At 72.3% G+C, this 25,080-nt stretch carries 23 protein-coding genes; 10 read left to right on the forward strand and 13 right to left on the reverse strand.

The annotated features are described in order from the left end of the window. Positions 1 to 333 precede the first annotated feature (333 nt). Complete coding sequence (locus QUG93_RS08330; RefSeq protein ID WP_289473465.1) at positions 334 to 954, reverse strand: alpha/beta hydrolase; 621 nt, start codon at positions 952 to 954, stop codon at positions 334 to 336. Positions 955 to 1,027: 73 nt separating this feature from the next. Between QUG93_RS08330 and QUG93_RS08335 the strand changes: the two genes are divergently transcribed. Further along, positions 1,028 to 1,570, forward strand: a complete 543-nt coding sequence (locus tag QUG93_RS08335; RefSeq protein WP_289473466.1) for an NUDIX hydrolase family protein — start codon at positions 1,028 to 1,030, stop codon at positions 1,568 to 1,570. A 114-nt stretch (positions 1,571 to 1,684) separates the two neighbouring features. Here the strand turns inward: QUG93_RS08335 and QUG93_RS08340 are convergent, their stop codons facing one another. Further along, positions 1,685 to 1,885: a CsbD family protein gene (locus QUG93_RS08340; RefSeq protein WP_289473467.1), complete on the reverse strand. Its 201-nt coding sequence runs from the start codon at positions 1,883 to 1,885 to the stop codon at positions 1,685 to 1,687. 147 nt (positions 1,886 to 2,032) lie between these two features. Continuing rightward, positions 2,033 to 3,682, reverse strand: coding sequence for a DEAD/DEAH box helicase (locus QUG93_RS08345; protein ID WP_289473468.1), 1,650 nt, complete (start codon positions 3,680 to 3,682; stop codon positions 2,033 to 2,035). 270 nt (positions 3,683 to 3,952) lie between these two features. Here QUG93_RS08345 and QUG93_RS08350 point away from each other — a divergent pair, with 270 nt between their 5' ends. After that, positions 3,953 to 4,801: an endo alpha-1,4 polygalactosaminidase gene (locus tag QUG93_RS08350; protein WP_289473469.1), complete on the forward strand. Its 849-nt coding sequence runs from the start codon at positions 3,953 to 3,955 to the stop codon at positions 4,799 to 4,801. Positions 4,802 to 4,981: 180 nt separating this feature from the next. On the opposite strand, the gene QUG93_RS08355 is transcribed toward QUG93_RS08350, so the two are convergent. The 4 genes from QUG93_RS08355 to QUG93_RS08370 all read right to left on the reverse strand — a co-directional run bounded on the left by QUG93_RS08355 (position 4,982) and on the right by QUG93_RS08370 (position 7,306). After that, a complete protein-coding gene (locus QUG93_RS08355; protein WP_289473470.1) occupies positions 4,982 to 5,341 on the reverse strand; it encodes a GntR family transcriptional regulator in 360 nt (119 codons plus the stop codon). Between the two features lie 55 nt (positions 5,342 to 5,396). Continuing rightward, complete coding sequence (locus tag QUG93_RS08360) at positions 5,397 to 5,966, reverse strand: DUF1684 domain-containing protein (RefSeq protein ID WP_289473668.1); 570 nt, start codon at positions 5,964 to 5,966, stop codon at positions 5,397 to 5,399. 160 nt (positions 5,967 to 6,126) lie between these two features. Further along, positions 6,127 to 6,609, reverse strand: a complete 483-nt coding sequence (locus QUG93_RS08365; protein ID WP_289473471.1) for a hypothetical protein — start codon at positions 6,607 to 6,609, stop codon at positions 6,127 to 6,129. A 58-nt stretch (positions 6,610 to 6,667) separates the two neighbouring features. After that, positions 6,668 to 7,306 carry a GNAT family N-acetyltransferase gene (locus tag QUG93_RS08370; RefSeq protein WP_289473472.1) on the reverse strand — a complete coding sequence of 213 codons (639 nt, stop codon included), beginning with the start codon at positions 7,304 to 7,306 and terminating at the stop codon, positions 6,668 to 6,670. A 102-nt stretch (positions 7,307 to 7,408) separates the two neighbouring features. On the opposite strand from QUG93_RS08370, the gene QUG93_RS08375 reads away from it, so the two are divergent. After that, positions 7,409 to 8,020, forward strand: a complete 612-nt coding sequence (locus tag QUG93_RS08375; RefSeq protein ID WP_289473473.1) for a hypothetical protein — start codon at positions 7,409 to 7,411, stop codon at positions 8,018 to 8,020. 52 nt (positions 8,021 to 8,072) lie between these two features. Then, entirely contained in the window at positions 8,073 to 8,375 is a 303-nt protein-coding gene (locus QUG93_RS08380; RefSeq protein ID WP_289473474.1) for a DUF427 domain-containing protein, read from the forward strand. A 17-nt stretch (positions 8,376 to 8,392) separates the two neighbouring features. Here QUG93_RS08380 and QUG93_RS08385 read toward each other — a convergent pair whose 3' ends face one another. From QUG93_RS08385 to QUG93_RS08410, 6 genes are all read right to left on the reverse strand, one after another. Next, the gene (locus QUG93_RS08385; protein WP_289473475.1) at positions 8,393 to 9,706 is read right to left on the reverse strand and encodes an Nramp family divalent metal transporter; all 1,314 of its coding nucleotides are present in this window, start codon (positions 9,704 to 9,706) and stop codon (positions 8,393 to 8,395) included. A 53-nt stretch (positions 9,707 to 9,759) separates the two neighbouring features. Further along, on the reverse strand, positions 9,760 to 10,461 hold the full coding sequence (locus QUG93_RS08390; protein ID WP_289473476.1) for a CGNR zinc finger domain-containing protein: 702 nt from the start codon (positions 10,459 to 10,461) through the stop codon (positions 9,760 to 9,762). 47 nt (positions 10,462 to 10,508) lie between these two features. Beyond that, complete coding sequence (locus QUG93_RS08395) at positions 10,509 to 11,060, reverse strand: SprT-like domain-containing protein (RefSeq protein ID WP_434533094.1); 552 nt, start codon at positions 11,058 to 11,060, stop codon at positions 10,509 to 10,511. Then, the gene (locus QUG93_RS08400) at positions 11,057 to 11,914 is read right to left on the reverse strand and encodes a hypothetical protein (RefSeq protein WP_289473477.1); all 858 of its coding nucleotides are present in this window, start codon (positions 11,912 to 11,914) and stop codon (positions 11,057 to 11,059) included. The genes QUG93_RS08395 and QUG93_RS08400 overlap by 4 nt, the downstream gene beginning before the upstream one ends. Before the next feature lie 119 nt (positions 11,915 to 12,033). Beyond that, complete coding sequence (locus QUG93_RS08405) at positions 12,034 to 12,768, reverse strand: DUF4064 domain-containing protein (RefSeq protein WP_289473478.1); 735 nt, start codon at positions 12,766 to 12,768, stop codon at positions 12,034 to 12,036. Positions 12,769 to 12,950: 182 nt separating this feature from the next. Next, the gene (locus QUG93_RS08410) at positions 12,951 to 13,793 is read right to left on the reverse strand and encodes a spermidine synthase (RefSeq protein WP_289473479.1); all 843 of its coding nucleotides are present in this window, start codon (positions 13,791 to 13,793) and stop codon (positions 12,951 to 12,953) included. Positions 13,794 to 13,925: 132 nt separating this feature from the next. Between QUG93_RS08410 and QUG93_RS08415 the strand changes: the two genes are divergently transcribed. From QUG93_RS08415 to QUG93_RS08440, 6 genes are all read left to right on the forward strand, one after another. Then, complete coding sequence (locus tag QUG93_RS08415) at positions 13,926 to 14,426, forward strand: hypothetical protein (protein WP_289473480.1); 501 nt, start codon at positions 13,926 to 13,928, stop codon at positions 14,424 to 14,426. After that, entirely contained in the window at positions 14,423 to 15,613 is a 1,191-nt protein-coding gene (locus QUG93_RS08420; protein ID WP_289473481.1) for a sensor histidine kinase, read from the forward strand. Before QUG93_RS08415 ends, QUG93_RS08420 begins: the two co-directional genes overlap by 4 nt. Beyond that, on the forward strand, positions 15,610 to 16,248 hold the full coding sequence (locus QUG93_RS08425; protein WP_289473482.1) for a response regulator transcription factor: 639 nt from the start codon (positions 15,610 to 15,612) through the stop codon (positions 16,246 to 16,248). Before QUG93_RS08420 ends, QUG93_RS08425 begins: the two co-directional genes overlap by 4 nt. A 393-nt stretch (positions 16,249 to 16,641) precedes the next feature. Next, positions 16,642 to 17,196 carry a hypothetical protein gene (locus QUG93_RS08430; protein WP_289473483.1) on the forward strand — a complete coding sequence of 185 codons (555 nt, stop codon included), beginning with the start codon at positions 16,642 to 16,644 and terminating at the stop codon, positions 17,194 to 17,196. A 393-nt stretch (positions 17,197 to 17,589) separates the two neighbouring features. Beyond that, entirely contained in the window at positions 17,590 to 21,078 is a 3,489-nt protein-coding gene (gene rpoB / locus QUG93_RS08435) for a DNA-directed RNA polymerase subunit beta (RefSeq protein ID WP_289473484.1), read from the forward strand. A gap of 47 nt (positions 21,079 to 21,125) precedes the next feature. Continuing rightward, entirely contained in the window at positions 21,126 to 25,007 is a 3,882-nt protein-coding gene (locus tag QUG93_RS08440) for a DNA-directed RNA polymerase subunit beta' (protein ID WP_289473485.1), read from the forward strand. Positions 25,008 to 25,080: the final 73 nt, after the last annotated feature.

Raw genomic sequence — 25,080 nt, forward strand, 5'->3', positions numbered from 1 at the left:
GTCGGAACCATGTTCCGGACACAGCACCACGCATCTTCGCGATGTCGTGTCCGGAACCTGGTTCCGTGGACGCCCCCCCACCCCCCCCCCCCCCCCCCCCCCCCCCCCCCCCCCCCCCCCCCCCCCCCCCCCCCGGCCCCCCCCCCCCCCCCCCCCCCCCCCGCCCCGGCGCCGGCCGGGCGGCACGTGGCGGGCCCGCCACGCGCCTCCCGTCCGGCTCGTCCCCGTTGATGGAGCAGCAACCGTCGGGTCCGCACGTCGGACCCGACGGTTGCTGCTCCATCGACGGCCGCGCGGTCGTCGTCCGCGCGGTCGTCGTCCGGGGGGGGGGGGCTAGCCGGCCTCGATGAACGCGGCCACGTCGGCGAGCTCCTCGGCCGAGACCGCGTGCGGCAGCCCGGCGTACGAGCGGTCCGTCACGTCCGTGTGGGCGGCGGCCCACGCCTGCGTCCTCGCGGTCGCCTCGGCCGGGATCACCGGGTCGAGGTCACCGTGCCCGAGGAACACCCGCGGGCGGACGGTGGCGACCGCCTCGTCGCGGGAGTCGGTGACGCCCGGCACGACGAACCCCGAGAGCGACACGGCGAACGCGAACGCCGTGGGTCGAGCACGGAGCAGCTGGAGCGCCATCGACCCGCCCTGCGAGAACCCGAGCAGCCCGACCCGCGCGTGCTCGGCAGCGACGGAGTCGATCCAGTCGAGCACGCCCTCGACGGCGGCGTCCACCGGCTCGAGCGCGGGGGAACCCGGCGTGCCGAGCGGGTACCAGGAGAAGCCCTGCCCCCACGGCGCCGGGGCGCGGAGCGACGCGATCGTCCACGCCGGCGGCAGCGCGGGCGCGAGGCCGAGCAGGTCCCGCTCGTCCGACCCCAGCCCGTGCATCGCGACGAGGAGCGGTGTGCCGGCGCGCTCCCCGGCCGGACGGGTCCACTGCACGCTGTCCGCATCGATCATGTGGACAACGCTAGCCATCCACAGCGACCGCGCCTTCCGCCGAACTCGCCGGGGCGACTGGTAGACACGGTGCATGGCCTCGCTCCGCACCCCCGACCCCGACTCCGGCTGGCTGTCCGACGAGGAACTCGCGAACATCCGCCGTCGGCTGCCCATCTGCTACGTCGAGGCGATCCCGGTCCGCACCGACGGGCTCGGCGTCGTGACCGAGGTCGGCGTGCTGCTCCGCGTCGCCCCGAGCGGCTCCATCGCCCGCACACTCGTCTCCGGTCGCGTGATGTTCGGTGAGTCGATCCGGACGGCGCTCTTCCGGCACCTCGAGAAGGACCTCGGTCCGATGGCCTTCCCGCAGCTCCCGGCGAGCCCGACCCCCTTCACGGTGGCCGAGTACTTCCCGCTGCCCGGCGCCTCGGTGTACACCGACGAGCGGCAGCACGCGATCTCCCTGGCGTACGTCGTGCCCGTGACCGGCACGTGCGACCCTCGGCAGGACGCCCTCGAGCTCACGTGGATGAGCCCGATGGAGGCAGCCTCCGACGCCGTCGCCGAGGAGATGGAGGGCGGCCGAGGTGCCCTGCTCCGCGCCGGCCTAGCCTCGGTCGGCGCCCTGCACTAGCCAGGCCTGCAGGCCGGCCAGCTCCACGGGCGCCGCCCACCGCGCCGCATGCACGACGAAGCCCCCGGATCCGATCGGATCCGGGGGCTTCGCAGCGCGGTCGGTGACCGGGCTTCAGTGCTTCTCGTCGCGGAGGCTGTCCGCGACGCCGTGCGCCGCGTCCTTGACGTCGTCGACGCCCTGCTTGGCCGACGCCTTGGCCTGGTCGGTCTGACCCTCGGCCTTCAGCTTGTCGTTGCCGGTCAGGTTGCCGACGCCCTCCTTGAGCTTCCCGCCGAGCTTCTCGCCGGTGTGGTTCTCTTCGCTGCCAGCCATACGGTCTCCTTCCAACGACGAACGTTCCCCCGCGGGCCACTCGCGCGGCCTGCGGTGAAGGAGAACCTACGCGTCCGGCGTCGCCCGCTTCGCACCCGACGTCCAGGTTCGGTCGAGCGCGGGCGCGGCCCGGGCGAGCGCGGAGTCTCAGTGGCGGTCGGCTGCCCCGGCCGGACGCGACGCGCGACGCGAGCCCCCGCGGCGACGAGCGACGCCGGACTCCGAGCCGGCCCCACGGCCCGCTGCGTAGCCGCCCTCGGACGACCACACCGGAGCGGACCCACCGCGCACGACGTCGCTGGACGCCCGACGGCTGCCGCCCGAGCGGCGCTGACCGCCCGATGCCGCGCCACCCGTTGCACCGCCACGGCTCGCGCCGCCACGGGACCCGGCAGCGCCGGAGCCCTCGGTGACCGGTCGGCCACCGCGACCGCCGGTGGACCGGCCCGACCCGCCGCCGGCGGACGTGGTCTGCGGGGCCGGGGCCGCGCCCGGCGTCCGTCCGCCGCGACCACGGCGACGACCGCCGCCGGCCGTCTCGGACCGTGCCGACTCGGTGGTGCGCGGCTGGCGCTGGCGCTGCTGCTGGACCGGCGCCTCCTCGACGTAGCGGACCGGGGCGACCTCGCCGACCAGGGACGTGACGGCGGGTGAGGTCGCGGTGACCTGCTGCGGCGCGACCTTGATCGCAGCGGCGCGCATCATCTGCGCGACGTCGCGGCGCTCGGCCGGCAGCGTCACGGTGACGACGTCACCGGAGGACCCGGCGCGTGCGGTGCGACCCGAGCGGTGCAGGTACGCCTTGTGCTCGGTCGGCGGGTCGACGTGCACGACGAGCTCGACGTGGTCGACGTGCACACCGCGGGCGGCGACGTCGGTGGCGACGAGGACGAGGGCCTCGCCGGACGAGAACTTCGCGAGGTTCCGCTCACGGGCGCCCTGCGACAGGTTGCCCTGAAGGTCGACCGCGGGGATGCCCTGCGAGCTGAGCTGCTTCGCCAGGCGCTTCGCGTGGTGCTTGGTGCGCATGAACAGGATGCGTCGGCCGGTGCCCGAGGCGAGCGCGCGGACGAGGTCCTTCTTCGCGTCGGCGTCGGGGACCTCGAACAGGTGGTGGGTCATCGCCTCGACCGGGCTGGTCTCGTCGTCGACCGAGTGCATGACCGGGCTGTGCAGGAACTTCTTGACGAGCTTGTCCACGCCGTTGTCGAGCGTTGCCGAGAACAGCAGGCGCTGCCCCTTCTCGGGCGTCGCCTGCATGATCTTCGTCACGCCGGGCAGGAAGCCCATGTCGGCCATGTGGTCGGCCTCGTCGAGGACGGTGACCTCGATGTCGCCGAGGCTCACGTGCCCCTGCTGCATGAGGTCGGCGAGACGACCCGGGCAGGCCACGACGACGTCGACGCCGGCACGCAGGGCGTCGACCTGACGCCCCTGGCCCACGCCGCCGAAGATCGTGGTGGTGTTCAGGCCCATCGCCTTCGCGAGGGGTGCGAGGGTCGCGTCGATCTGCGTCGCGAGCTCACGCGTCGGGGCGAGCACGAGTGCACGGGGCCGACCGGCGCGACGGGGACGACGGCTCGCGGCGAGGCGGGCGGCCAGCGGGATCGCGAAGGCGATCGTCTTCCCGGAGCCGGTCCGGCCGCGGCCGAGCACGTCCTTGCCCTGCAGCGAGTCGGGCAGCGTGTCGGCCTGGATCGGGAAGGCCGTCTCCTTGCCCTGCTGGGCGAGGACCTGCGCCATCGGCGCGGGGACGCCGAGGTCGGTGAAACGGATGTCGGAAGGGGTGGCGGTCATGGTGACCTTTCGGGCCGGCACGTGCCGGCCGTGGGCGCGCTGGCATGTGGCGCGCGGGCGGGAACCCCGCGTCAGCGGTGCTGACGCGGTCGCCGCAGCAGAGAGCCTGGCACCGGGATGTCGGTGCGCGATCATCGACCGGATGAGGGTCGGGAGTCGGGGGCGTCCGTACGACGCACGAGGCGATCGGCGCCTCGAGTACCCCCAGCATAGCGTGCGACCCCCGGGGTCGGGCAGGACCGTTCGCCGAGCGCGTGCGATGATCCCCTCGTGCGCACCCGTCCCGTCCTGCTGACCGCCGCGGTCGCCCTGGTCACCGCCCTCGCCGGCACCGGCTGCGCGGCGGCCGCCACGCCGGCTGCTCCCGCCTCGTCCGCCGGGACCCGGTACACGGACCTGCCGACCTCGGGGCGCCCGGACTACCAGCTCGGCGGCGGCTACACCCCGGCCGCCGGGGTCACGATCGTCGAGCGGGACAGCACCGACCGCCCCGCCGCCGGCAGGTACTCCATCTGCTACGTCAACGGGTTCCAGACGCAACCGGGGTCGCTCGCCGAGTGGCAGCGTCGCGCCCCGTCCGCCCTCCTGCGCGACGGCGCGGGGACGCTCGTCTCCGACCCGGGCTGGCCGGACGAGGTGCTCCTCGACACCAGGACCGCCGCGAAGCGCGCCGCGATCACGAAGGAGCTCACGAAGGCGGTGGTCCGCTGCGCCGACCGGGGGTTCGACGCCGTCGAGTTCGACAACCTCGACTCGTGGACGCGGTCCGGGAAGCGGTTGACCCGCTCCGGCAACCTCGCGCTCGCCGCCGCCCTCGTGCGGGTCGGGCACGAGCACCGACTGGCGGTCGGGCAGAAGAACACGCCGCAGCTCGGGAAGGCCGGGCGGCAGACGACGGGCTTCGACTTCGTCGTGGCCGAGGAGTGCGTGCAGTACGACGAGTGCTCGGCCTACACGGCGGCCTACGGGAAGCGCGTCATCGACATCGAGTACTCGGACACGCTCCACCGGTCGTGGGCGTCGGTCTGCGGCATGCGGGACCGTCCGGCGATGACGATCCTGCGGGACCGCGACCTGGTCACCCCGGCCGACGACGAGTACGTCTTCGAGCACTGCTGACGCAGGACCGGGAACCAGACAGACCCGCAAGACGCAATGTCGGCGGTAGGGCGCAGCAGTACACCGCTGCGAGACCTCGCCGACGTTGCGTCTTGCGGAAGGGGTGCGGACAGCTGACGGCGGACGGCCGGGAGGCGCGGATCGCCTCCGCCCCGCACATCGCGGGCCGAGGCGGGCGGGTCAGGCGGGCCAGGCGTCGCGCAGGGCGGCGACGGCCTGGTCGGCGGAGAGCCCGGCCTCGTGCGCGGTCGCGGCGAGGGCGCGAGCCGCCCCGGCGACGGCCTCGGGTACCTCGGCCGGGCGGACCACCCGCGTGCCGGCACCCCGCGCAGTGTGCACGAGCCCGGCCTCCTCGAGCAGCTGGTAGGCCTTCGCCACCGTCCCCGGGGCGAGCGAGAGCTCCTCGGCGAGGGCGCGGACACTCGGCAGGCGCTCCCCGTCCACCAGGTACCCGGCAGCGATCTGCGCCGCGATCTGCGAACGGACCTGCTCGAACGGCGGTACCCGGCCGCCCGCGTCGAGGGCCACGAGTCCCGTCATGCGATCCACCCTTGTGTCCTGTCCGTTGCGTGTTGCGTGCCGCGTCGTGCGGGCATCAGAAGTCGTACTGCTCGCCGACCGGGATCGGCACGGCGACCGTGTTGCCCGGGGGAGCGAGGGGGCACGCCCAGGCCGGGTCGTACGCACACGAGGGGTTGTACGCGAAGTTGAAGTCGAGGACGAGTTCGCCGTCGTCCCCGCCGAGGTCCGCGCCCTTGATCGTGTCGAGCAGGTAGCGTCCGCCGCCGTACGTGCCGCGGGCCCGTCCGGCGCTGGCGTCCTTCACCGGGACGAAGAGCCCGCCCGCGTACCCGCCGTGCGACCACACGTCGAGGGTGCCGATGCCCGGCAGTCGGACGATGCCGAGGCGGTCGAAGTGCACCGTGCCGTCGGTGCCCGTCTCGACGTCCATGGCCTGGGGCTCGGCGTCCTCGATGCGGACACGGAAGCGCCACTCGGGGTCGTAGTCGGGGACCGGCAGCGCCTCGAAGTCGCGCGCGTCCTCGTCGAGCAGCGGACTGGCCGGGTGCTCACCGAACATGGCGTCGCGGGTCTCCCGCCACATCGCGTGGGCGGTCTCCGGGTCCGGCGTCGCCCGCACCCGGCGGTACAGGTCGAACGTCATCCGACGCCAGTCCACGGTGGCGAGCGTGCTGTGCACGCGGTCCTGGGCCCTCGGCTCCTGCGTCTGGCTCACACGGCGAGCGTACGCCCGGCTCCTCCGGACCCGCCAGCACCGGGCCGCAGTCGGTGGACGGACCCCGCGGGCCGGGCACCGACCGCGGTCAGCGGACGGACCGACGCCAGGACGGGGCGAGCTGGCGCATCCGCAGGGCCCGCCACTGCCAGATGACCCACATGCCCGGCCAGAGCGCGGCGCCGAGCAGCGCCGGACGCATCCGGTAGGTCAGGCGGTCGAGCAGGAGCGTGCGACCGTCGCCGAGGTCGACCGTCGCCATCCGGTGCCGCATCGTCATGCGGCCGAAGAGCCCGGTCTCCCCGCCGCCGTTGTCGCGCTGCACGGGGACGCCCTCCACCTCGTACAGGTCGATGTCGACGTGGGTGTCGCCGCTCGGCACGATGCCGAAGGCGTCCGCGGCGATCGGGTGCGGCGTACCGGGCGTCCAGCGTTCGGGCAGGCCCTCGGGGGAGCGTGACCGGTAGACGAGGAACGGCTTCGTGACCGCGACCATCACCGACGGCGAGAGCAGGGCGTCGCGGACGGCATCGACGGGGGCGTCGAGGACGATGCGGAGACCGACGTGCATGGCGCGCACGCTACGCCGGAGCGCTGGGCAGCCCGGCGCCGACGGGGGACGGACGGGTTCAGGCGTGCCGGGCGGCCCGGCGGCGGGAGCCCTCGGCGCGGTCACGGGTGCGCAGGCGTTCGGTGAGCGCCAGGCGCACGGTCGGCCACTCGGCGGCGGTGATCGAGAAGACGACGGTGTCGCGGAGCGTGCCGTCGCGTCCGATCGCGTGGCTGCGGAGGACGCCGTCCTGCTTCGCTCCGAGCGACGCGATCGCCGCACGCGACTGGTGGTTGTGCCAGTGCGTCCGGAACTCGACCGCGATGCAGTCCCACGTCTCGAACGCGTGGGAGAGCAGGAGCAGCTTCGCCTCGGTGTTGATGCCGGTGCGCTGCGCTGCCCTGGCGAGGAACGTGTACCCGATCTCCACCCGGCGGTTGGCCGTGTCGATGTTCGCGAAGGTGGTCGACCCCACGACCCTGCCCGTGGGGCGGTCACGGACGGCGAACGGCACCATCCGACCGGCCTCGTGCTCGCCGAGGCGCCGCTCGATCTCGTCGTCGACGCGGTCCGGCGCCGGCACCGAGGTGTACCAGGTACGCCAGAGGTCGCCGTCCGCCACCGCCGCCCGCAGGTCGTCCGCGTGCTCGGCCGCCAGGGGCTCGAGCGTGACGCGGTCGCCGGTCAGGGTGGGGACGGTGGCGAGCTCCATGGTCATCGATACTACGGTCGCGGTACCGACAGCGGGGCCGTCGGGACACCCCCGTGGGGACCGGTCCTGTGGAGACGGACAGGGGACCGCCACGGCTATCGTGGTCCGGTGGCAGCACGCACGCAGGAGAAGTACCAGGTCCGGTTCGCGTGGGGGGTCGCCGGTGCCGACCGGATCGCGCACGGCACGCACCTCGTGGTGTGGGTGGACGTGCTGCCGGACCCCCGATCGGCGGTGCACGGCGCCGGTCCCGTGGCGCGGGCACGTGCCGCGGCAGCCCTGCTGCCGGACGGTCCGGAGGTCGTGCTCGGCCACCTCGGCAACGCGGCGTCCGTGGCGGAGCGGGTGACGCGCCTCCAGGCCGAGCGTGGCGACCGGTGCGTCGTCGCGGTCGTCGCGGCCGGGCGGTCCCTGGTCAGCGCGGACGACGTGGCGGAGGACGCCGGCGAGCCCGCCGACGCCGAGGGAGCGCCGGACCCGGCGGTCGAGGACCTGCTCGCGGCGGGCGCGGTCGTCGACGCGCTGATCTCCGTCGGGATCGACCACACCTCACCCGAGGCGGCGGCTGCGTGCGCCGCCTTCACCGGACTCCGCCGCGCCGTGAAGCACCTGGTCAGCGCCGCCGAGGGGGCTGCCGAGCTGGACCGCGGGACGGTGCACGCGGCGCTCGCCGCCGGACCGGAGCTCGTCGTCCTGCGGGAATCCGGCGCCGCGGCGTAGCGTTCCCGATCGCAGGCGTCGACCGGGCGCCGCTGACCGCAAGGAGCACGTCATGAAGGCAGTCGTCGGCGACACCGTGATCGCGGAGGCCCCGCAGGAGGACCTCGTGCAGATCGAGGGCAACTGGTACTTCCCGCCGTCGAGCGTGAAGCCGGAGTTCTTCTCCGAGAGCGACACGCAGTACCACTGCCCGTGGAAGGGTGACACGCAGTACTACACGGTCACGGTCGACGGTCAGGCACTGCCGGACCGCGCGTGGTCGTACCCGACGCCCATCCCGTCCTCGTTCGACCGCGTCGGCAAGGACTACTCCGGCTACTACGCGTTCTGGAAGGACGTCCGCGTCGTCGACTGACGTCGGTCGGGCCGGGATCACCCGGCCAGCGTCAGCACCACGAGCGCCACGTTGAGGGCGACGATCACCAACGCGATGACCCCCGCCACGACGCGGGTGGTCATCGCGTTGACGTCTGCACCCATGATGCTGCGTCGCGAGGTGTAGACCACGAGCGGGACGATCGCGAACGCGATCCCGAAGCTCAGCACGACCTGGCTGAGCACCAGCAGCGTCGTCGGATCCGCCCCCACGGCCAGCAGCGCGACCGCGGGCAGGAGCGTCACGAGTCGGCGCACCACGAGCGGGACCCGCACGTGCAGCAGTCCGTGCATGATCTCCGCGCCGGCCATGCAGCCGACCGACGTCGAGGCGAGGCCGGACGCGAGCAGTCCCACCGAGAACAGGACGCCGACGACGGGGCCGACGTTCGCCTCGATCGTGGCCTGCGCGCCGGGGATCGTGTCGGTGCCGGCGACCCCGGGCAGCGTCGCGGCAGCGAGCACGAGCATGCAGACGTTCACCCCTCCGGCGACGACGAGTGCGAGGCCGACGTCCCAGCGCGTCGCGACGAGGACCCGGCGTCGCTCCGGTCCCGCGGGCACGTCCCCGTGGCGGTCGCGGGCGAGGGCCGAGTGCAGGTACACCGCGTGCGGCATGACGGTCGCGCCGAGCATCGACGCCGCGAGCAGCACGGACTGCGAGTCCTCGAAGCGGGGGACCAGGCCGCCGACGAGCTCGCCGGGAGACACCTGCGCGAACAGCAGTCCTGCGCAGAAGCCGACGGTCAGGATCGCGAGCATCGTCGTGACGACCGCCTCGAACGTCCGGGTGCCACGGCGGCTGTGCAGCAGCAGGATCGCCATCGAGACCACCCCGGTGAGCACGCCGCCGGCGACCAGCGGCAGCCCGAAGAGCAGGTGCAGTGCGAGTGCGCCGCCGATGACCTCGGCGACGTCGGTGGCCGCGGCGACGATCTCGGCCTGCGCCCAGAACAGCAGTCGGGGCGTCCGCTTCATCCGGAGGCCCAGGTGCTCGGGGAGCGACCTGCCGGTGACGACGCCGAGCTTCGCCGACAGGTACTGCACGACGACGGCGCTCGCGTTCGCCGCGACGAGCACCCAGAGCAGCAGGTATCCGTACTGGGCGCCGGCGGTCAGGTTGGCGGCGACGTTGCCCGGGTCCACGTAGGCGATCGCGGCGACGAAGGCCGGACCGAGGAGTGTGAGGCCGGCCGCGCGCCGCCGAGGGTCGACGGGGCCCGGCCCACCGGGTTCGCCGGCGGTGCCGTCACCGCGTCCCCCTGCAGGGCGACCGGAGCGGGCACGTCGAGCGGCGGCGGTGTCGGTCATGCGACCAGCATGCCAGGATTCGGTGCGCCGAATCCACAGATTCGTTCAGTCGGTCAAGCCGCCGCGCGCCGCGCTCGGTGCGCCCGCACCTTCGCTCGGTTGCCGCACCGCTGCATCGAGCACCAGCGGCGCGTGCCACCGCGCGACGAGTCGTAGAACACCAGCCCGCAGTCCTCGGCGGAACAGCGGCTCAGCCGGGTCGGCTGGCCGTCTGCCGCCACGTCGTCGAAGCCCACCTCGGTGAACAGCGCCACGGCGTCCCGCGCCACGCTGGACAGCGCCTGTGCCAGACGGACCCGGTTCGCGCCCGCCCGACGGCGGCCACCCGGCAGGCTCGGCGGCACGTCGGGCAGTGCCGCGAACAGGTTGACCGTGTCGATGTCGTCCGGTGCGGGCCGGGTCCGGCCGGTCCCGGCCCGGAGTCCCACGGCGACCGCGGAGCGTGCGGTGGCGTCGGACGAGCCGGCGGGTGCGGGTGCCGCGGCGACCGCGAGCCGACCGATCGCGGCCCGGAGCGCCCGGGCGTCCTGCAGTTCGCGGGCGGTCGCGCCGACGTCGATCGGCTCGGTGTGGTCGCCGAGCCACTCGTCGAGGTCGGCGGGGGTCACCAGGAGCTCGCCGAGTCGGGCGCGGGGGCGGCGGGCGTCCGGGTCGTCGGCGAAGCCACCGGTGTGCGCGAAGTCCAGGGCGATCCGACCGGCGTCGAAGAACCACGACGACCCGCTGTCGGTCCGGATGTGCTGCCCCGTGTGCATCCGTCCAGGCTAACGGCTCCCCGGCGCGCCTCCCCGCGCCCTGTGGATCATGCGGTAGCTGCGCGCCGCTCCCACGTGATGAGGTTCCGGCCGTCGAACCGTCGGCTGCACCGCGCGCACGCCAGCGGTCGCGTGGGGGTGCGGTACCGGACGTGCTCGTGGCCGGCCGGGCAGCTGCCGACCCACGGGGCCAGCTCGGACGCGATCGGTCCGTCGTACAGGCGGGACCCGGTGTAGCCGATGCCCGCTGCGGTCCGCCGCCACACGGGCCCGTGCCCGGCCCGCGGACCGGCGAGGGCGTGGGCGACCTCGTGGAGCAGGACCTGCTCGACGTCGTCGTCGCTCACCCGGGCGGCGATGTGCCGGCTCACCGTGATGCGTCGGCGGGCGAAGTCGCACTGCCCGGCTCGGGTCTTGGCGTGGTCGAAGGCGAACGTCCACCCACCGGGACCGAGGTGCGCGGCCAGCAGGTGCTCCGCGCGCGCCCTGACCCGCTCGAGCGTCGCCCCCGCGGCAGGGCGGGGAGCCTCCGCGGCAGGGCCGGACGCCCGCGTGGACGGCCCCGACGCGGCCTGCGCCGCCGCCGACCGTTCCGTCACGGCAGGTCGGGGTCCGGCTCGTCGCGGGGCGCCTGGCCCTTCTGCGCGGCCTTCGCGGCGATCCGGCCCCAGATGTCGTCGGCGTCGGTCCGTGCGGCGTCGGGCGCGCCGAGCACCCGGCGGCGGATCGGCGGGACCTGCTTCACCGGCTCCGCGACCCGGGTGGTCGGCTCGTCGTCCTCGGCCCGGCGTGCGGCGACCTCGCGCGCCGTGCGGGGCCGGTCGTCGGTGGCCTTCGGCTGCGAGACCGATGCCCGCAGCGCGGCCTCGACCGCGGTGCGGAGTGCCTCGGTGCGCTCGGAGGGGGCGCCTGCCTGCCGGAAGGCCTGGTACGCCCGCGAGAGCGCGGAGCGGGCCTCGTCGAACCGGGACAGTTCGAACAGCGACCACCCCTCGAGCTCGGCAGCGGCACCCTCGAGCTCCGGCCACTCCTCGGTCCGGGCGGTGTCGCGTGCCATGGCGGCCTCGGTCGCGGCACGCTCGTGGCGGCCCAGGTCGTGCAGCACGTGGGCGCGACGGATGCGTGCGGCGACCTTGTCCGAGCGCTCGCCGGTGAACATCGTCAGGCGGAACACCTCTTCGGCGACGACGAGCGACTCGTCGAGGCGGCCCAGCAGGCGGAGCAGTTCGGCCCGCTCGGCGAGCGCGTCCGTGCTCCGGCTCTGACCGAGGTCGCGGAGTCGCTGCTGCACGGCGTCGGCGTCCACGGCCGGGCGCAGGCTGATCGGCGCGAAGGTGCTCCCCGGGCTGACACCGGCGGTCACCGGAGCAGGACTGCCCGGTGCGGCGTGACGGGGTTCCCGGGCGCGGTCGACGCGGTCGGGCTGCTGGCGGTCATCGGGCGGGAGGGACATCGGTTCGAGGGTAACCGCGGCCCGCCGTGAGCGAGCGGTGCCACGCGCACGGGGGGTCCGAGAACGCGGGACGGCCCGTCCCGCACCAGCGGGACGGGCCGACGGTCGAGGCCTGGTGGTCAGTTGCTCCCGGCGATCGCGGACGTCACGGCGACGCTCACGGCGATGAAGGTCGCGAAGGTGGCGACGACGGCGAGGATGATGGCGAGGACGCCCCAGACGCGCCCGCGGCCCGCGACCGCGGCGATGATGCCCTGCACGAGGGCCCAGAGACCGAGCACCGCCGCGATGAGGACGACGATCGCGCCGCCGCCGAACTGGCTCAGGGCGGACGGGTCGTTCATGAGCTGCTGCTGCAGCTGTTCCTGCTGCTCCACCGAACCGCCGCCGTTCCGCGCCATCTCCGCGAACGCAGCGTTGCCCGCGAGCGCGGCGCCCATCACGGCACCACCGACGACACCGAGCACGAGCGACAGGACCCCGAGCGCGAACGCGACGAGGCCGACGGTCTTCTTCTTGCGCTTGGGCTCCTCGTAGGACTGCCACGCCGGGCTGCCGGCGCTCGCGGGTGCGGACGACGCCGCGTACGGCTGGTGCGACCCCTGGTGCTCGCCCCACGTCGGGGAGTCCTGGTGGCCGTCGCGCTGGCCGTACCGGTCGGGCTGGTCGCCGTGCTGCTGCTGGCCGTCCTGCTGCTCGCCGTACCGGGGCTGCTGGCCGTACTGCGGTGCCGCGCCGGGCTGGTCGACGCGCTCGCCGTAGCGAGGTGCGTCGGAGCGGTCGTGCTGCGGTGCGCTGCCCCAGACCGGTGCGTCGCCGGTCCGGTCCTCGTTGCGCCGGTCGTCGTTCGTCATCAGGGGACTCCCTCGGTCGGTCGCGCAGGTGCGCGGTCGTTGTCCCCCATCTTGGCAGCCGGGGGACCGGTGCGTTCAGGGGCGCGCGTCCGTCACGTCACCCACCGACGCGACGGGAGGCGCGGTGCCGGACCTGCGCCGTGCCTCCCGTCCGCCCCGTGGACGCGACGCGGCCCGCGCCGTCAGCCGCCGAAGACGCTGCGGTTCGGCTCCGGGGACGCGACCGCGGTCGCGTCCGTCACGATCGGCGCACCCGCCGTGAACGCGCGCAGTTCCTGCCCGTGCACGACCTTGGCGGGCATCGGGTCGGACGAGTACCGCCGGGGCATGTCCGCCACCGGCAGGTCCGCCTTCGACCCGAGCAGCACGATGTTCCCGAAGCGCCGGCCCTTGAGCATCCCGGTGTCGGCGACAGCGGCGACCGAAGGCAGGACGGCCTGCAGCGTCGAGGCCTGCCCGCGGGCGAAGGCCAGGCCGGCCCCGTCCGCGACGTTCACGGCGACGATGCCGGTGGGGGAGAGGAACTCGGTGACCGAGCGGTAGAACTCGACGCTCGTCACGTGCGCGGGGATCTGCGACCCGCCGAAGACGTCGACGACCACCAGGTCCACCGTGCCCCGCAGGCCGTTCGGGAGCTTGCCGAGGACCTCGCGGGCGTCGCCGTACCGGACCCGGATCGAGGCGCCGCGGGGGAAGGGCAGGACCTCGCGGACGTGCTCGACCAGGTCGCGCTCGAGCTCGACGACCTGCTGCCGCGACCCCGGCCGGGTCACCGCGACGTAGCGGGGCAGCGTCAGGGCACCGGCGCCGAGGTGCAGCGCCGTGATCGGTCCCTCGGGCAGCAGGTCGATCGCGTGCCCGATCCGCCGGATGTACTCGAAGGCCAGGTGCGTCGGGTCCTCGAGGTCGACGTGCGACTGCGGGGTGCCGTCGACCACGAGCGTGAAGGAGCCGGGGCGGTGCCGGTCCGGCTCCACGGACGCCCAGCCCGCACCGATCCGGAACCCGTCGAACGCGTCAGCCATGCCCCCATGGAACACCACCGACGATCCCCACCCGGACCACCACCCGTGGGTGGTGTGGCCGCATCCGCCCGGTCGTGAGGCTGGGAGCACCGGTCGGGGACCCCCGCCGGACAGCGTCCAGGAAGGCACACCGTGACCGCTCAACTCCTCGCGAACACCGTCGTCGGCATCGTCCTGGTCGGGTTCCTGGCCTGGCGCCAGGCGACCTGGCGGGCACTCGACCCCGCCCGGGTGTGGCGGGCGCCGCTCGTGCTCGGCGTCGTCGGCGTCGTGGTGCTCGCGGAGTCGGTGGCCGCCGTCACGACGCTCGACGTGCTCTTCCTCGGCATCGAGGCCCTGGCGGCCGTGGCCGCCGGCCTCGCGATGGGCGCGATGACCCGCTTCCGCACGACCGCGACGCCGGACGACCACGGCCGGGTGCTGCAGGCCCGGACGGGCTGGGCGGGCGCCGGGCTCTGGGTCCTGCTCATCGTCGTCCGCATCGGGCTCGACGTCGTCGGCGGACACCTCGGGACGCACCTGCTCACGTCGACCGGCGTGGTCCTGCTCGTCCTGGCGCTCAACCGGGCCGCCCGTGCCCTCGTCGTCGACCAGCGGATCCCGCACACCGCGCGCGGCATGATGGTCCGGTGACCACCGGCCCGGACCCGACGAGCACCGCCGCGGCGTGGGACGGTCCCGTCCCGCGGCGGTCGGGCTCCGCGACGACCCGTGCGCTGAACGCGTTCGGCATCGCCGCGGTCACCTACTGGTTCGTGCGGAACGGCCTCACGGACGGGGCGCCCGCCTGGGTCTGGCTGGTCGGCACCCTGGCACTCGCCGCGTGGGCGATCCGGGTCGCGGCCCGCACCGAGCGCGTGCTCTTCGCCGCCGCGTGGGTGATGGTCGTCGCCGGCGCGGCGGTCGTCGTACCGACCGCCGCGGTGACGGTGGCCGTCCCGTTCGTGGGCGTCGTGGTGATCGGTGCGGGGCGACGTCAGCCCGTCTGGGCCGGTCCGGTCGCCGCCACCGTCGCGCTCGTGGTCGTCGCGGCGACCGCCGCCGCCTCGGGAGCGCCGGTCGGCCTCGTCCTCGGAGGCGGCGCCGGCCCGCTCCTGGCCGCAGTGGTCGGGTTCAGTCGTCGGCAGTTCCGGATCGCCGAGGAGCGCACCCGCCAGGCCGTGGCCGAGCAGCAGCGTGCCGAGCTCCTGGCCGACCGCTCGCGCGCCGCCCGCGAGGTCCACGACGTCCTCGCCCACTCCCTCGGCGGCCTCGTGCTCCAGCTCGACGCGGTCGAGGCCCTGCTCGAGGCCGGTCGGGTCGACGAGGCGACGCGTCGCGCGGGCGAGGCCCGAGCGCTCGCGGCGACCGGACTGGCCGATGCTCGCCGCGCCGTGCACGCCCTGCGCGACGACACGGCTCCGCCCACCCTCACGCAGCCGGGTGACCTGGTCGGCCTGGTCGCCGCGCACCGGTCGTTCGGCGGGTCCGTCACCACCCACGGAGACGCGGCACTCACCACCGTCGACGCGGCCCACCGCCGGGTCGTGGTCGCGGCCGTCCGGGAGGCACTGAGCAACGCCCGCAGGCACGCCCCCGGTCGCCGCGTGGTGCTGTCCGTCGACCGGGCGGACTCCGCCGTGCACGTCACCGTGGCCAACCCGCTCGACCGGTCCGGCCACGCGCGTGCCGGTGCGGACGGCCGCGCCGGGGCGGTCGGCCACGGACTCGTGGGCATGCGGGAGCGCTTCGCGGAGCTCGACGACGGGTCCTCCGTCACGGCCGGCAAGGTCGACGACGCCTTCGTCGTCGCGATGCGGGTGCCGGAGGCCACGTCGTGACGATCCGGGTGCTCGTGGTCGACGACCAGGCGATCGTGCGGGACGGTCTGGTGACGGTGCTGTCGCTCGTGCCGGACCTCGAGGTCGTCGGCGAGGCCACCGACGGCGCCGAGGCGATCGCGATGGTCGCCGTCGACCCGCCGGACGTCGTGCTCATGGACCTGCGGATGCCGGGCACCGACGGCCCGACGGCCACCGCCACCATCACGGCGGCGCACCCCGACGTCGCCGTCCTCGTGCTCACCACCTACGCCGACGACGACTCGATCGTGGGTGCGCTCCGCGCGGGTGCGCGCGGGTACCTGACGAAGGACGCCGGGCGCGCCGAGCTCGCCACGGCCGTGCGCGCGGTCGCCTCCGGGCAGGCCACCTTCGACGCCGGCGTCGGCGCGCGGCTGGTCGCCCGGCTCGGTGACGCCCCGGCTCCGGCTCCGCTGTCGGTGCGGGACCGCTTCCCGGGGCTCACGCCGCGCGAGGCCGACGTGCTCGAGCGGGTCGCGGACGGCCGGACGAACCCGGAGATCGCCGCCGAGCTCTTCCTGACGGTGCCGACCGTGAAGTCGTACGTGAACCAGGTGTTCGCGAAGCTCGGCGTCCGCACGCGCGCCGAGGCAGTCGCCCTCGTCCTGCGCTGACCCCCGCGACACACCGCGGCCCCGTCGGTCTGCCCACCGGGTCGTGTTGCCCGTCCTGCGACGCGGATCCCGTGACCCGGCCACACCGGGCGCTGCGGTCGCGACCAGCCGACGCCAAGCCTGGTCACGTACCGTTCACCGCGTCGTCACCCGACAGGTGTCGGACACGGTGCCGCCCCGGCGCCGGTGTCCCCGGTCGCCGGTGACCACGACGTGGACCGGACCGGCCCCGCGCGACCCCCACCGCGCCCGGGCGGACCGAGCGTCGTCGGCGAGCCGCGTGCCCGCCGCCCTCCGACGTGCGACGGCGCACGCACCACACGCGTGCGCCGACCCCGCGACCGAGGTCCGGCGGCACGTGGAACGACCACGACTCCGACCAGGAGACCCGCCATGACCGACACCACGAGCGTCCCCACCCACCGCCCGCTCCGCGCACTGCCGACCCGCACCGTACCGGGGCCGGTCCGGTCCGCCCACCCGCATCGTGCCTCCGGTCCGGTGGCCGCGGACGGCGAGCGCGCACCCCGCTGGATGCGCGTCACGGGTGCCGTGCTCCTGCTCGGCGGTGGCGCGCTCACGGCTGCCGTGCTCGGCTGGCCCGGCGACGCGCCGGAGGTCGCGCTCCTGCTGCCCGGCGTGCTGGCGCTGGTCGCCGGTGCGCTCCTGCTGCTCGCGCGCACCGGGATCGCGGTCACCGAGACCGACGTCGTCCTGCGCTTCCGGCCGCTGCCCGCCCGTCGGATCGCGAGGCAGCACATCGCCGACGTCGCGATCGCCGAGGCGGACGCCCGGACGTACGGCGGGGTCGGGCTGCGCCTGGGTCGCGGGGTGCGGGCGCTCGTCCTCACGCCGGGCCGGGGCGTGCGCATCACGGACGACCGCGGTCGGGTGACCTTCGTCCGGACCGAGCACCCGGAGCGGGTCGTGCACGCGCTCGTCGACTGAACCGGCCGTCCTGGCGCTCGCCGGGAGCGGGACCGGAGCGTGTTACCGGGGGAACGCGATCGTGGCCCGCGCGCTTATACACGCCATCGCCGAATCCGGTCAAGCCAGGACTGGACAGCGCGTGCCGGAGCGACCTATGATGACAGTTCGCGCTCCCTGGCATCCGTGTGTCGTCATATTGCGGTCGAACACGCGCCCTGGTGAAGCCGGTCCCGTATATGGCGGCGGGACCCGCTCACCGATCATCCCACAGGTCCTCGACGGTCGTGCTCCTCACGGTCGTGTCGTCGGATCCGCGTGTCGGTGATCCGGGGTCGCGCCGAGCGATCAATCCACTCACCTACGTGCTGCTCGTCAGTACCGGCCCGACGGGGCCTACCGGAGGTCACACCCTTGGCTGCTGCGCCCAACGCATCCACCAACCCCAAGAACGGTCGCAACCACTCGCGACTCTCGTTCGCCAAGATCACGGACACCCTCACGGTTCCTGATCTGCTCGCCCTCCAGACGGAGAGCTTCGACTGGCTCGTCGGCAACGACGTCTGGAAGGCCCGCCTCGCCGAAGGACAGGAGCAGGGTCGCACCGACCTCGCGCTGCACTCCGGCCTCGAGGAGATCTTCGAGGAGATCTCCCCGATCGAGGACCTCGGCGAGACCATGCAGCTCTCGTTCACGTCCCCGGAGCTCGAGGACCCGAAGTACTCCATCGACGAGTGCAAGGAGCGTGGCAAGACCTACGCCGCGCCGCTGTACGTCAACGCCGAGTTCATGAACCACATGACCGGTGAGATCAAGACGCAGACCGTGTTCATGGGCGACTTCCCGCTCATGACCGAGCGCGGCACGTTCATCATCAACGGCACCGAGCGCGTCGTCGTCTCGCAGCTCGTCCGCTCGCCGGGCGTGTACTTCGAGCGCCAGCAGGAGAAGACCTCCGACAAGGACATCTACTCCGCTCGCGTGATCCCGTCGCGTGGTGCATGGCTCGAGTTCGAGATCGACAAGCGCGACCAGGTGGGCGTGCGCATCGACCGCAAGCGCAAGCAGTCCGTGACCGTCTTCCTCAAGGCCCTCGGCCTGACGAGCGAGGAGATCATGGAGGAGTTCCAGGGCTTCGCCTCGATCGAGTCGACCCTCGAGAAGGACGCCGTCCTCACCAAGGAGGAGGCGCTCAAGGACATCTACCGCAAGCTGCGTCCGGGCGAGCAGGTCGCCGCCGAGGCCGCGCGCGCGCTCCTCGACAACTTCTACTTCAACCCGAAGCGCTACGACCTCGCCAAGGTGGGTCGCTACAAGCTGAACCGCAAGCTCGGCATCGACGCGCAGCTCTCGGACTCGGTGCTGACCGTGCAGGACATCGTCCGCACCATCAAGTACCTCGTCTCGCTGCACGCCGAGAAGACCACGCTCGACGGTGTCCGCGACGGCGAGCCCGTCCAGCTCCGCCTCGACGTGGACGACATCGACCACTTCGGCAACCGTCGCATCCGCGCCGTCGGCGAGCTCATCCAGAACCAGGTCCGCACCGGCCTGTCCCGCATGGAGCGCGTCGTCCGCGAGCGCATGACCACGCAGGACATCGAGGCGATCACCCCGCAGACCCTGATCAACGTGCGACCCGTCGTCGCCGCGATCAAGGAGTTCTTCGGCACCTCGCAGCTGTCGCAGTTCATGGACCAGAACAACCCGCTCGCGGGTCTGACGCACAAGCGTCGCCTGTCGGCCCTCGGCCCGGGCGGTCTGTCCCGTGAGCGTGCCGGCGTCGAGGTCCGCGACGTCCACCCGTCGCACTACGGCCGCATGTGCCCGATCGAGACCCCGGAAGGCCCGAACATCGGCCTGATCGGCTCGCTCGCGTCGTTCGGTCGGATCAACTCCTTCGGCTTCATCGAGACGCCGTACCGCCGCGTCGTGAACGGTCAGGTCACCACGACCATCGACTACCTCACGGCATCGGAGGAGGACGACTTCGTCGTCGCCCAGGCCAACGCCCCGCTGACGGACGACTTCCACTTCCAGGACGACAAGGTGCTCGTCCGCAAGAAGGGCGGCGAGGTCGAGCTCGTCGGCAAGGACGAGGTCGACTACATGGACGTCTCGCCGCGCCAGATGGTGTCGGTCGCGACCTCGCTCATCCCGTTCCTCGAGCACGACGACGCGAACCGCGCCCTCATGGGTGCGAACATGCAGCGTCAGGCCGTCCCGCTGCTCCGTTCCGAGTCGCCGCTCGTCGGCACCGGCATGGAGGGCTACACCGCCATCGACGCCGGTGACGTCGTCACCGCCGACAAGGCCGGTGTGGTCTCCGAGGTCTCGGCCGACGCCGTGACCCTGCAGCTCGACGAGGGCGGCACGCAGACCTACTACCTGCGCAAGTTCGACCGCTCGAACCAGGGCACGAGCTACAACCACCGCGTCATCGTCTCCGCAGGCGAGCGCGTGGAGCAGGGCGAGGTCATCGCCGACGGCCCCGCGACGGAGAACGGCGAGCTCGCGCTCGGCAAGAACCTCCTCGTCGCGTTCATGCCGTGGGAGGGCTACAACTACGAGGACGCGATGATCCTGTCGCAGAACCTCGTGAAGGACGACACGCTCTCCTCGATCCACATCGAGGAGTACGAGGTCGACGCCCGCGACACGAAGCTCGGCAAGGAGGAGATCACCCGCGACCTCCCGAACGTCAGCCCGGACCTCCTGGCCGACCTCGACGAGCGCGGCATCATCCGCATCGGCGCCGAGGTCCGCCCCGGCGACATCCTGGTCGGCAAGGTCACGCCGAAGGGCGAGACCGAGCTCTCCGCCGAGGAGCGCCTGCTCCGCGCGATCTTCAACGAGAAGTCGCGCGAGGTGCGCGACACCTCGCTGAAGGTGCCCCACGGTGAAGAGGGCACGATCATCGGCGTCAAGGTCTTCGACGCGCAGGACGGCGACGACGAGCTCGGCTCGGGCGTCAACCAGCGTGTGGTCGTCTACATCGCCCAGAAGCGCAAGATCACCGCGGGTGACAAGCTCGCCGGTCGTCACGGCAACAAGGGCGTCATCTCGACGATCCTGCCGGTCGAGGACATGCCGTTCCTCGCGGACGGCACCCCGGTCGACATCGTCCTCAACCCGCTCGGCGTCCCCGGCCGCATGAACTTCGGCCAGGTCCTCGAGATCCACCTCGGGTGGCTCGCGAAGCAGGGCTGGAACGTCGAGGGCATCCAGGAGTGGGCATCGGCCCTGCCGGAGGCAGCGCACAGCGCGGCGCCCGGCACGAAGGTCGCCACCCCGGTGTTCGACGGTGCGTACGAGCGTGAGATCGAGGGCCTCCTCGACAGCACCCTCCCGAACCGCGACGGCGAGCGCCTGATCGGTTCGTCCGGCAAGGCGCAGCTCTTCGACGGTCGCTCCGGCGAGCCGTTCCCGGAGCCCGTCTCGGTCGGTTACATGTACATCCTCAAGCTGCACCACCTGGTCGACGACAAGATCCACGCCCGTTCGACCGGTCCGTACTCGATGATCACGCAGCAGCCGCTGGGTGGTAAGGCGCAGTTCGGTGGCCAGCGGTTCGGTGAGATGGAGGTGTGGGCGCTCGAGGCGTACGGCGCCGCCTACGCCCTCCAGGAGCTCCTGACGATCAAGTCCGACGACATCCTCGGCCGCGTGAAGGTCTACGAGGCGATCGTCAAGGGCGAGAACATCCAGGAGCCCGGCATCCCCGAGTCGTTCAAGGTCCTCATGAAGGAGATGCAGTCGCTCTGCCTGAACGTCGAGGTCCTCTCGGCCGACGGCCAGGCGGTCAGCCTCCGCGACACGGACGACGAGGTCTTCCGTGCCGCTGAAGAGCTCGGCATCAACATCTCCTCGCGGTTCGAGTCGTCGTCCGTCGACGACATCTGAGCCGGCCCGTACCGAACACGTTTCGAACTCAGCAAGAGAGAAGAACATTGCTCGAAGCAACGTCATTTGACGCCATCCGGATCGGCCTCGCGACCGCCGAGGACATCCGTCAGTGGTCGTACGGCGAGGTCAAGAAGCCGGAGACCATCAACTACCGCACCCTGAAGCCCGAGAAGGACGGTCTGTTCGGCGAGCAGATCTTCGGGCCGTCCCGCGACTGGGAGTGCGCCTGCGGCAAGTACAAGCGTGTCCGCTTCAAGGGCATCGTCTGCGAGCGCTGCGGCGTCGAGGTCACCAAGTCCTCGGTCCGTCGTGAGCGCATGGGCCACATCGAGCTCGCCGCGCCCGTCACGCACATCTGGTACTTCAAGGGCGTCCCGTCGCGCCTCGGCTACCTCCTCGACATGGCGCCGAAGGACCTCGAGAAGGTCATCTACTTCGCGGCGTACATGATCATCGACATCGATGAAGAGGGCCGTCACGCCGACATGCCCGGTCTCGAGAACGAGATGCGCCTCGAGATCAAGAACCTCGAGGGTCAGCGCGACTCGATCATCGCCGACCGCCTCAAGAAGCTCGAGGACGACCTCGCGGCGCTCGAGGAAGAGGGCGCCAAGGCCGACGTGAAGCGCCGGACCAAGGACACCGCCGAGAAGGAGATGTCCCAGGTCCGCAAGTCCTTCGACGAGGACATCACCCGCCTCGAGCGCGTGTGGGAGGACTTCCGCAACCTCAAGGTCGGCGACCTCAAGCCCGAGGACGCCGTGTTCCACGAGCTCCAGGACCGCTTCGGGATCTACTTCGACGCCTACATGGGCGCCGAGGCGATCAAGCTGCGGCTCGAGGCCTTCGACCTGGCCGCCGAGGCCGAGGCGCTGCGTCTGCAGATCGCCGAGGGCAAGGGCCAGAAGAAGATCCGCGCGATCAAGCGCCTGCGCGTCGTCAGCTCCTTCCTCGCCACCGGCAACTCGCCGGCCGCGATGGTGCTCGACGTCGTGCCGGTCATCCCGCCGGAGCTCCGCCCGATGGTGCAGCTCGACGGTGGCCGCTTCGCCACGTCGGACCTCAACGACCTCTACCGTCGTGTGATCAACCGCAACAACCGTCTCCGCCGCCTGCTCGACCTCGGTGCCCCCGAGATCATCGTGAACAACGAGAAGCGCATGCTGCAGGAAGCGGTCGACGCGCTGTTCGACAACGGTCGTCGTGGTCGTCCGGTCACGGGTACCGGCAACCGCGCCCTGAAGTCCCTGAGCGACATGCTCAAGGGCAAGCAGGGTCGCTTCCGTCAGAACCTGCTCGGCAAGCGCGTCGACTACTCGGGTCGTTCGGTCATCATCGTCGGCCCGCAGCTCAAGCTGCACCAGTGCGGTCTGCCGAAGCAGATGGCGCTCGAGCTGTTCAAGCCGTTCGTCATCAAGCGCCTCATCGACCTGTCGCACGCGCAGAACATCAAGTCGGCCAAGCGCATGGTCGAGCGTTCGCGTCCGCAGGTGTGGGACGTGCTCGAGGAGATCATCCGCGAGCGCCCCGTGCTGCTGAACCGTGCGCCGACGCTGCACCGTCTGGGCATCCAGGCGTTCGAGCCGCAGCTCGTCGAGGGCAAGGCCATCCAGCTCCACCCGCTCGTGTGTGCTGCGTTCAACGCGGACTTCGACGGTGACCAGATGGCCGTGCACCTGCCGCTGTCGGTCGAGGCGCAGGCCGAGGCCCGCATCCTGATGCTCGCCTCGAACAACATCCTCAAGCCGTCGGACGGCCGTCCGGTGACCCTGCCCGCACAGGACATGATCATCGGTCTGCACCACCTGACAACCGTCCGCGAGGGCGCGCTCGGCGAGGGCCGTGCGTTCTCCTCGGTCGCCGAGGCGATCCTGGCGAAGGACCAGAACACGCTGCACCTCAACGCGATGGTGAAGATCCGCATGTCGGGTGTCCACTTCGCCGAGGGCGAGGCGCCGGAGGGCTACGAGGTCGGTCAGCCGATCCTCCTCGAGACCACCCTGGGCCGTGCGCTCTTCAACGAGACGCTGCCGGCGGACTACCCGTTCGTCCAGCGCGTCACCGACAAGGGCACCCTCTCCGCGATCGTCAACGACCTCGCCGAGCGCTACTCCAAGACCGAGACGGCCGCCGCGCTGGACCGGATCAAGGACGCGGGCTTCTACTGGGGCACGCGCTCCGGTGTGACCGTGGCGCTCTCCGACGTCGTGACGCCTCCTCGCAAGAAGGAGATCATCGCGGGCTACGAGGTCCAGGCCGCCAAGGTCCAGGGCGAGTTCGACAAGGGTCTGATCACCGACGCGGAGCGCCGCGCCGACCTGATCAAGATCTGGACCGAGGCCACGAACGAGATCGCGCAGGAGATGCGCGACAACTTCCCGGTCGACAACACCATCAACCGCATGGTGTCGTCGGGTGCTCGTGGTAACTGGCTGCAGGTGCGCAACATCGCCGGTATGCGTGGTCTGGTGAACAACCCGAAGGGTGAGATCATCGCCCGCCCGATCATCAACTCGTACCGCGAGGGCCTGACCGTGGCGGAGTACTTCATCGCCACGCACGGTGCCCGCAAGGGTCTGGCGGACACGGCTCTCCGTACCGCCGACTCGGGCTACCTGACCCGTCGTCTCGTCGACGTGTCGCAGGACGTCATCATCCGTGAGGACGACTGCGGGACGACCCGCGGCCTCGAGCTGCCGATCGCGACCGTGGGTGCCGACGGCACGCTGGTCCGCGACCCGCGCGTCGAGAACACCGTGTACTCGCGCACCCTGGCCACCCCGGCGTCCGACGCCTCGGGCACCCAGGTCGCCGAGGCCGGCGAGGACGTCGGTGACGTCCTGCTGGACACGCTGCTCGCTGCCGGTGTCGAGAGCATCAAGGTGCGCTCGGTCCTGACCTGCGAGTCCGCCGTCGGTGTCTGCGCGAAGTGCTACGGCCGTTCGCTCGCCACGGGCAACCTCGTCGACATCGGCGAGGCGGTCGGCATCATCGCCGCCCAGTCCATCGGTGAGCCCGGTACCCAGCTGACGATGCGTACCTTCCACACGGGTGGTTCGGCCTCGGCCGACGACATCACGCAGGGTCTGCCCCGCGTGACCGAGCTCTTCGAGGCCCGCACCCCGAAGGGCGCGTCCCCGATCGCCGAGGCCCCCGGCCGCGCCACGATCGAGGACACGGACAAGGGCCGTCGGATCATCCTCACGCCGGACAACGGCGACGAGCCGTTCATCTACCCGGTGCTCAAGCGTGCGACCCTCCTCATCGAGGACGGCCAGCACGTCGAGCTCGGCGAGCAGTTCATCGCCGGCACGGTCGACCCGAAGGAGGTCCTCCGGGTCAAGGGTGTGCGCGAGGTCCAGAAGCACCTCGTCAACGGCGTGCAGGACGTGTACGGCTCGCAGGGCGTGCCGATCCACGACAAGCACATCGAGGTCATCGTCCGTCAGATGCTCCGCAAGGTCACCGTCGTCGACCACGGCGACACCGACCTGCTGCCGGGTGAGCTCGTCGACCGGTCGCGCTACAACGCGCTGAACCGTGCGGCGCTGCAGGAGGGTCGCAAGACCGCCTCGGCTCGCCAGGAGGTCATGGGCATCACGAAGGCGTCCCTCGCGACCGAGTCGTGGCTGTCCGCCGCGTCCTTCCAGGAGACCACCCGCGTCCTCACGCAGGCGGCCATGGAGGGCAAGCAGGACCACCTCGTCGGCCTCAAGGAGAACGTCATCATCGGTAAGCTCATCCCCGCCGGGACGGGCCTCAGCCGGTACCGTGACGTGGACGTCGCCGCGACCGAGGAAGCCAAGGCGGAGCGGTACCCCAACCGCATCTTCGCCGACGACTCCTCGTTCTCGGACGCCGACCTGAGCTTCGTCGACTTCGACAGCTTCTCGTCGGACGACTTCACGCCCGGGACCTACAACTGAGCCTGAGCTGAACCCGGAAGGCCCCCGCATCCTCGGATGCGGGGGCCTTCCTCGTTCCCGGACCACGGGACGG

The sequence above is a fragment of the Curtobacterium caseinilyticum genome (assembly GCF_030363035.1).
Classification (GTDB): Bacteria; Actinomycetota; Actinomycetes; order Actinomycetales; family Microbacteriaceae; genus Curtobacterium; species Curtobacterium caseinilyticum.

Excerpts from the sequence above, each read along its gene's own strand:
- QUG93_RS08430 (WP_289473483.1), top strand. The coding sequence starts at position 16,642 with ATGACCGACACCACGAGCGTCCCCACCCACCGCCCGCTCCGCGCACTG.
- QUG93_RS08345 (WP_289473468.1), bottom strand. The coding sequence starts at position 3,682 with ATGACCGCCACCCCTTCCGACATCCGTTTCACCGACCTCGGCGTCCCC.
- QUG93_RS08365 (WP_289473471.1), bottom strand. The coding sequence starts at position 6,609 with ATGCACGTCGGTCTCCGCATCGTCCTCGACGCCCCCGTCGATGCCGTC.
- QUG93_RS08405 (WP_289473478.1), bottom strand. The coding sequence starts at position 12,768 with ATGACGAACGACGACCGGCGCAACGAGGACCGGACCGGCGACGCACCG.
- QUG93_RS08360 (WP_289473668.1), bottom strand. The coding sequence starts at position 5,966 with ATGACGTTCGACCTGTACCGCCGGGTGCGGGCGACGCCGGACCCGGAG.
- QUG93_RS08400 (WP_289473477.1), bottom strand. The coding sequence starts at position 11,914 with ATGTCCCTCCCGCCCGATGACCGCCAGCAGCCCGACCGCGTCGACCGC.
- QUG93_RS08370 (WP_289473472.1), bottom strand. The coding sequence starts at position 7,306 with ATGACCATGGAGCTCGCCACCGTCCCCACCCTGACCGGCGACCGCGTC.
- QUG93_RS08355 (WP_289473470.1), bottom strand. The coding sequence starts at position 5,341 with ATGACGGGACTCGTGGCCCTCGACGCGGGCGGCCGGGTACCGCCGTTC.
- QUG93_RS08340 (WP_289473467.1), bottom strand. The coding sequence starts at position 1,885 with ATGGCTGGCAGCGAAGAGAACCACACCGGCGAGAAGCTCGGCGGGAAG.
- QUG93_RS08410 (WP_289473479.1), bottom strand. The coding sequence starts at position 13,793 with ATGGCTGACGCGTTCGACGGGTTCCGGATCGGTGCGGGCTGGGCGTCC.
- QUG93_RS08335 (WP_289473466.1), top strand. The coding sequence starts at position 1,028 with ATGGCCTCGCTCCGCACCCCCGACCCCGACTCCGGCTGGCTGTCCGAC.
- QUG93_RS08390 (WP_289473476.1), bottom strand. The coding sequence starts at position 10,461 with ATGCACACGGGGCAGCACATCCGGACCGACAGCGGGTCGTCGTGGTTC.
- QUG93_RS08330 (WP_289473465.1), bottom strand. The coding sequence starts at position 954 with ATGATCGATGCGGACAGCGTGCAGTGGACCCGTCCGGCCGGGGAGCGC.
- QUG93_RS08385 (WP_289473475.1), bottom strand. The coding sequence starts at position 9,706 with ATGACCGACACCGCCGCCGCTCGACGTGCCCGCTCCGGTCGCCCTGCA.
- QUG93_RS08380 (WP_289473474.1), top strand. The coding sequence starts at position 8,073 with ATGAAGGCAGTCGTCGGCGACACCGTGATCGCGGAGGCCCCGCAGGAG.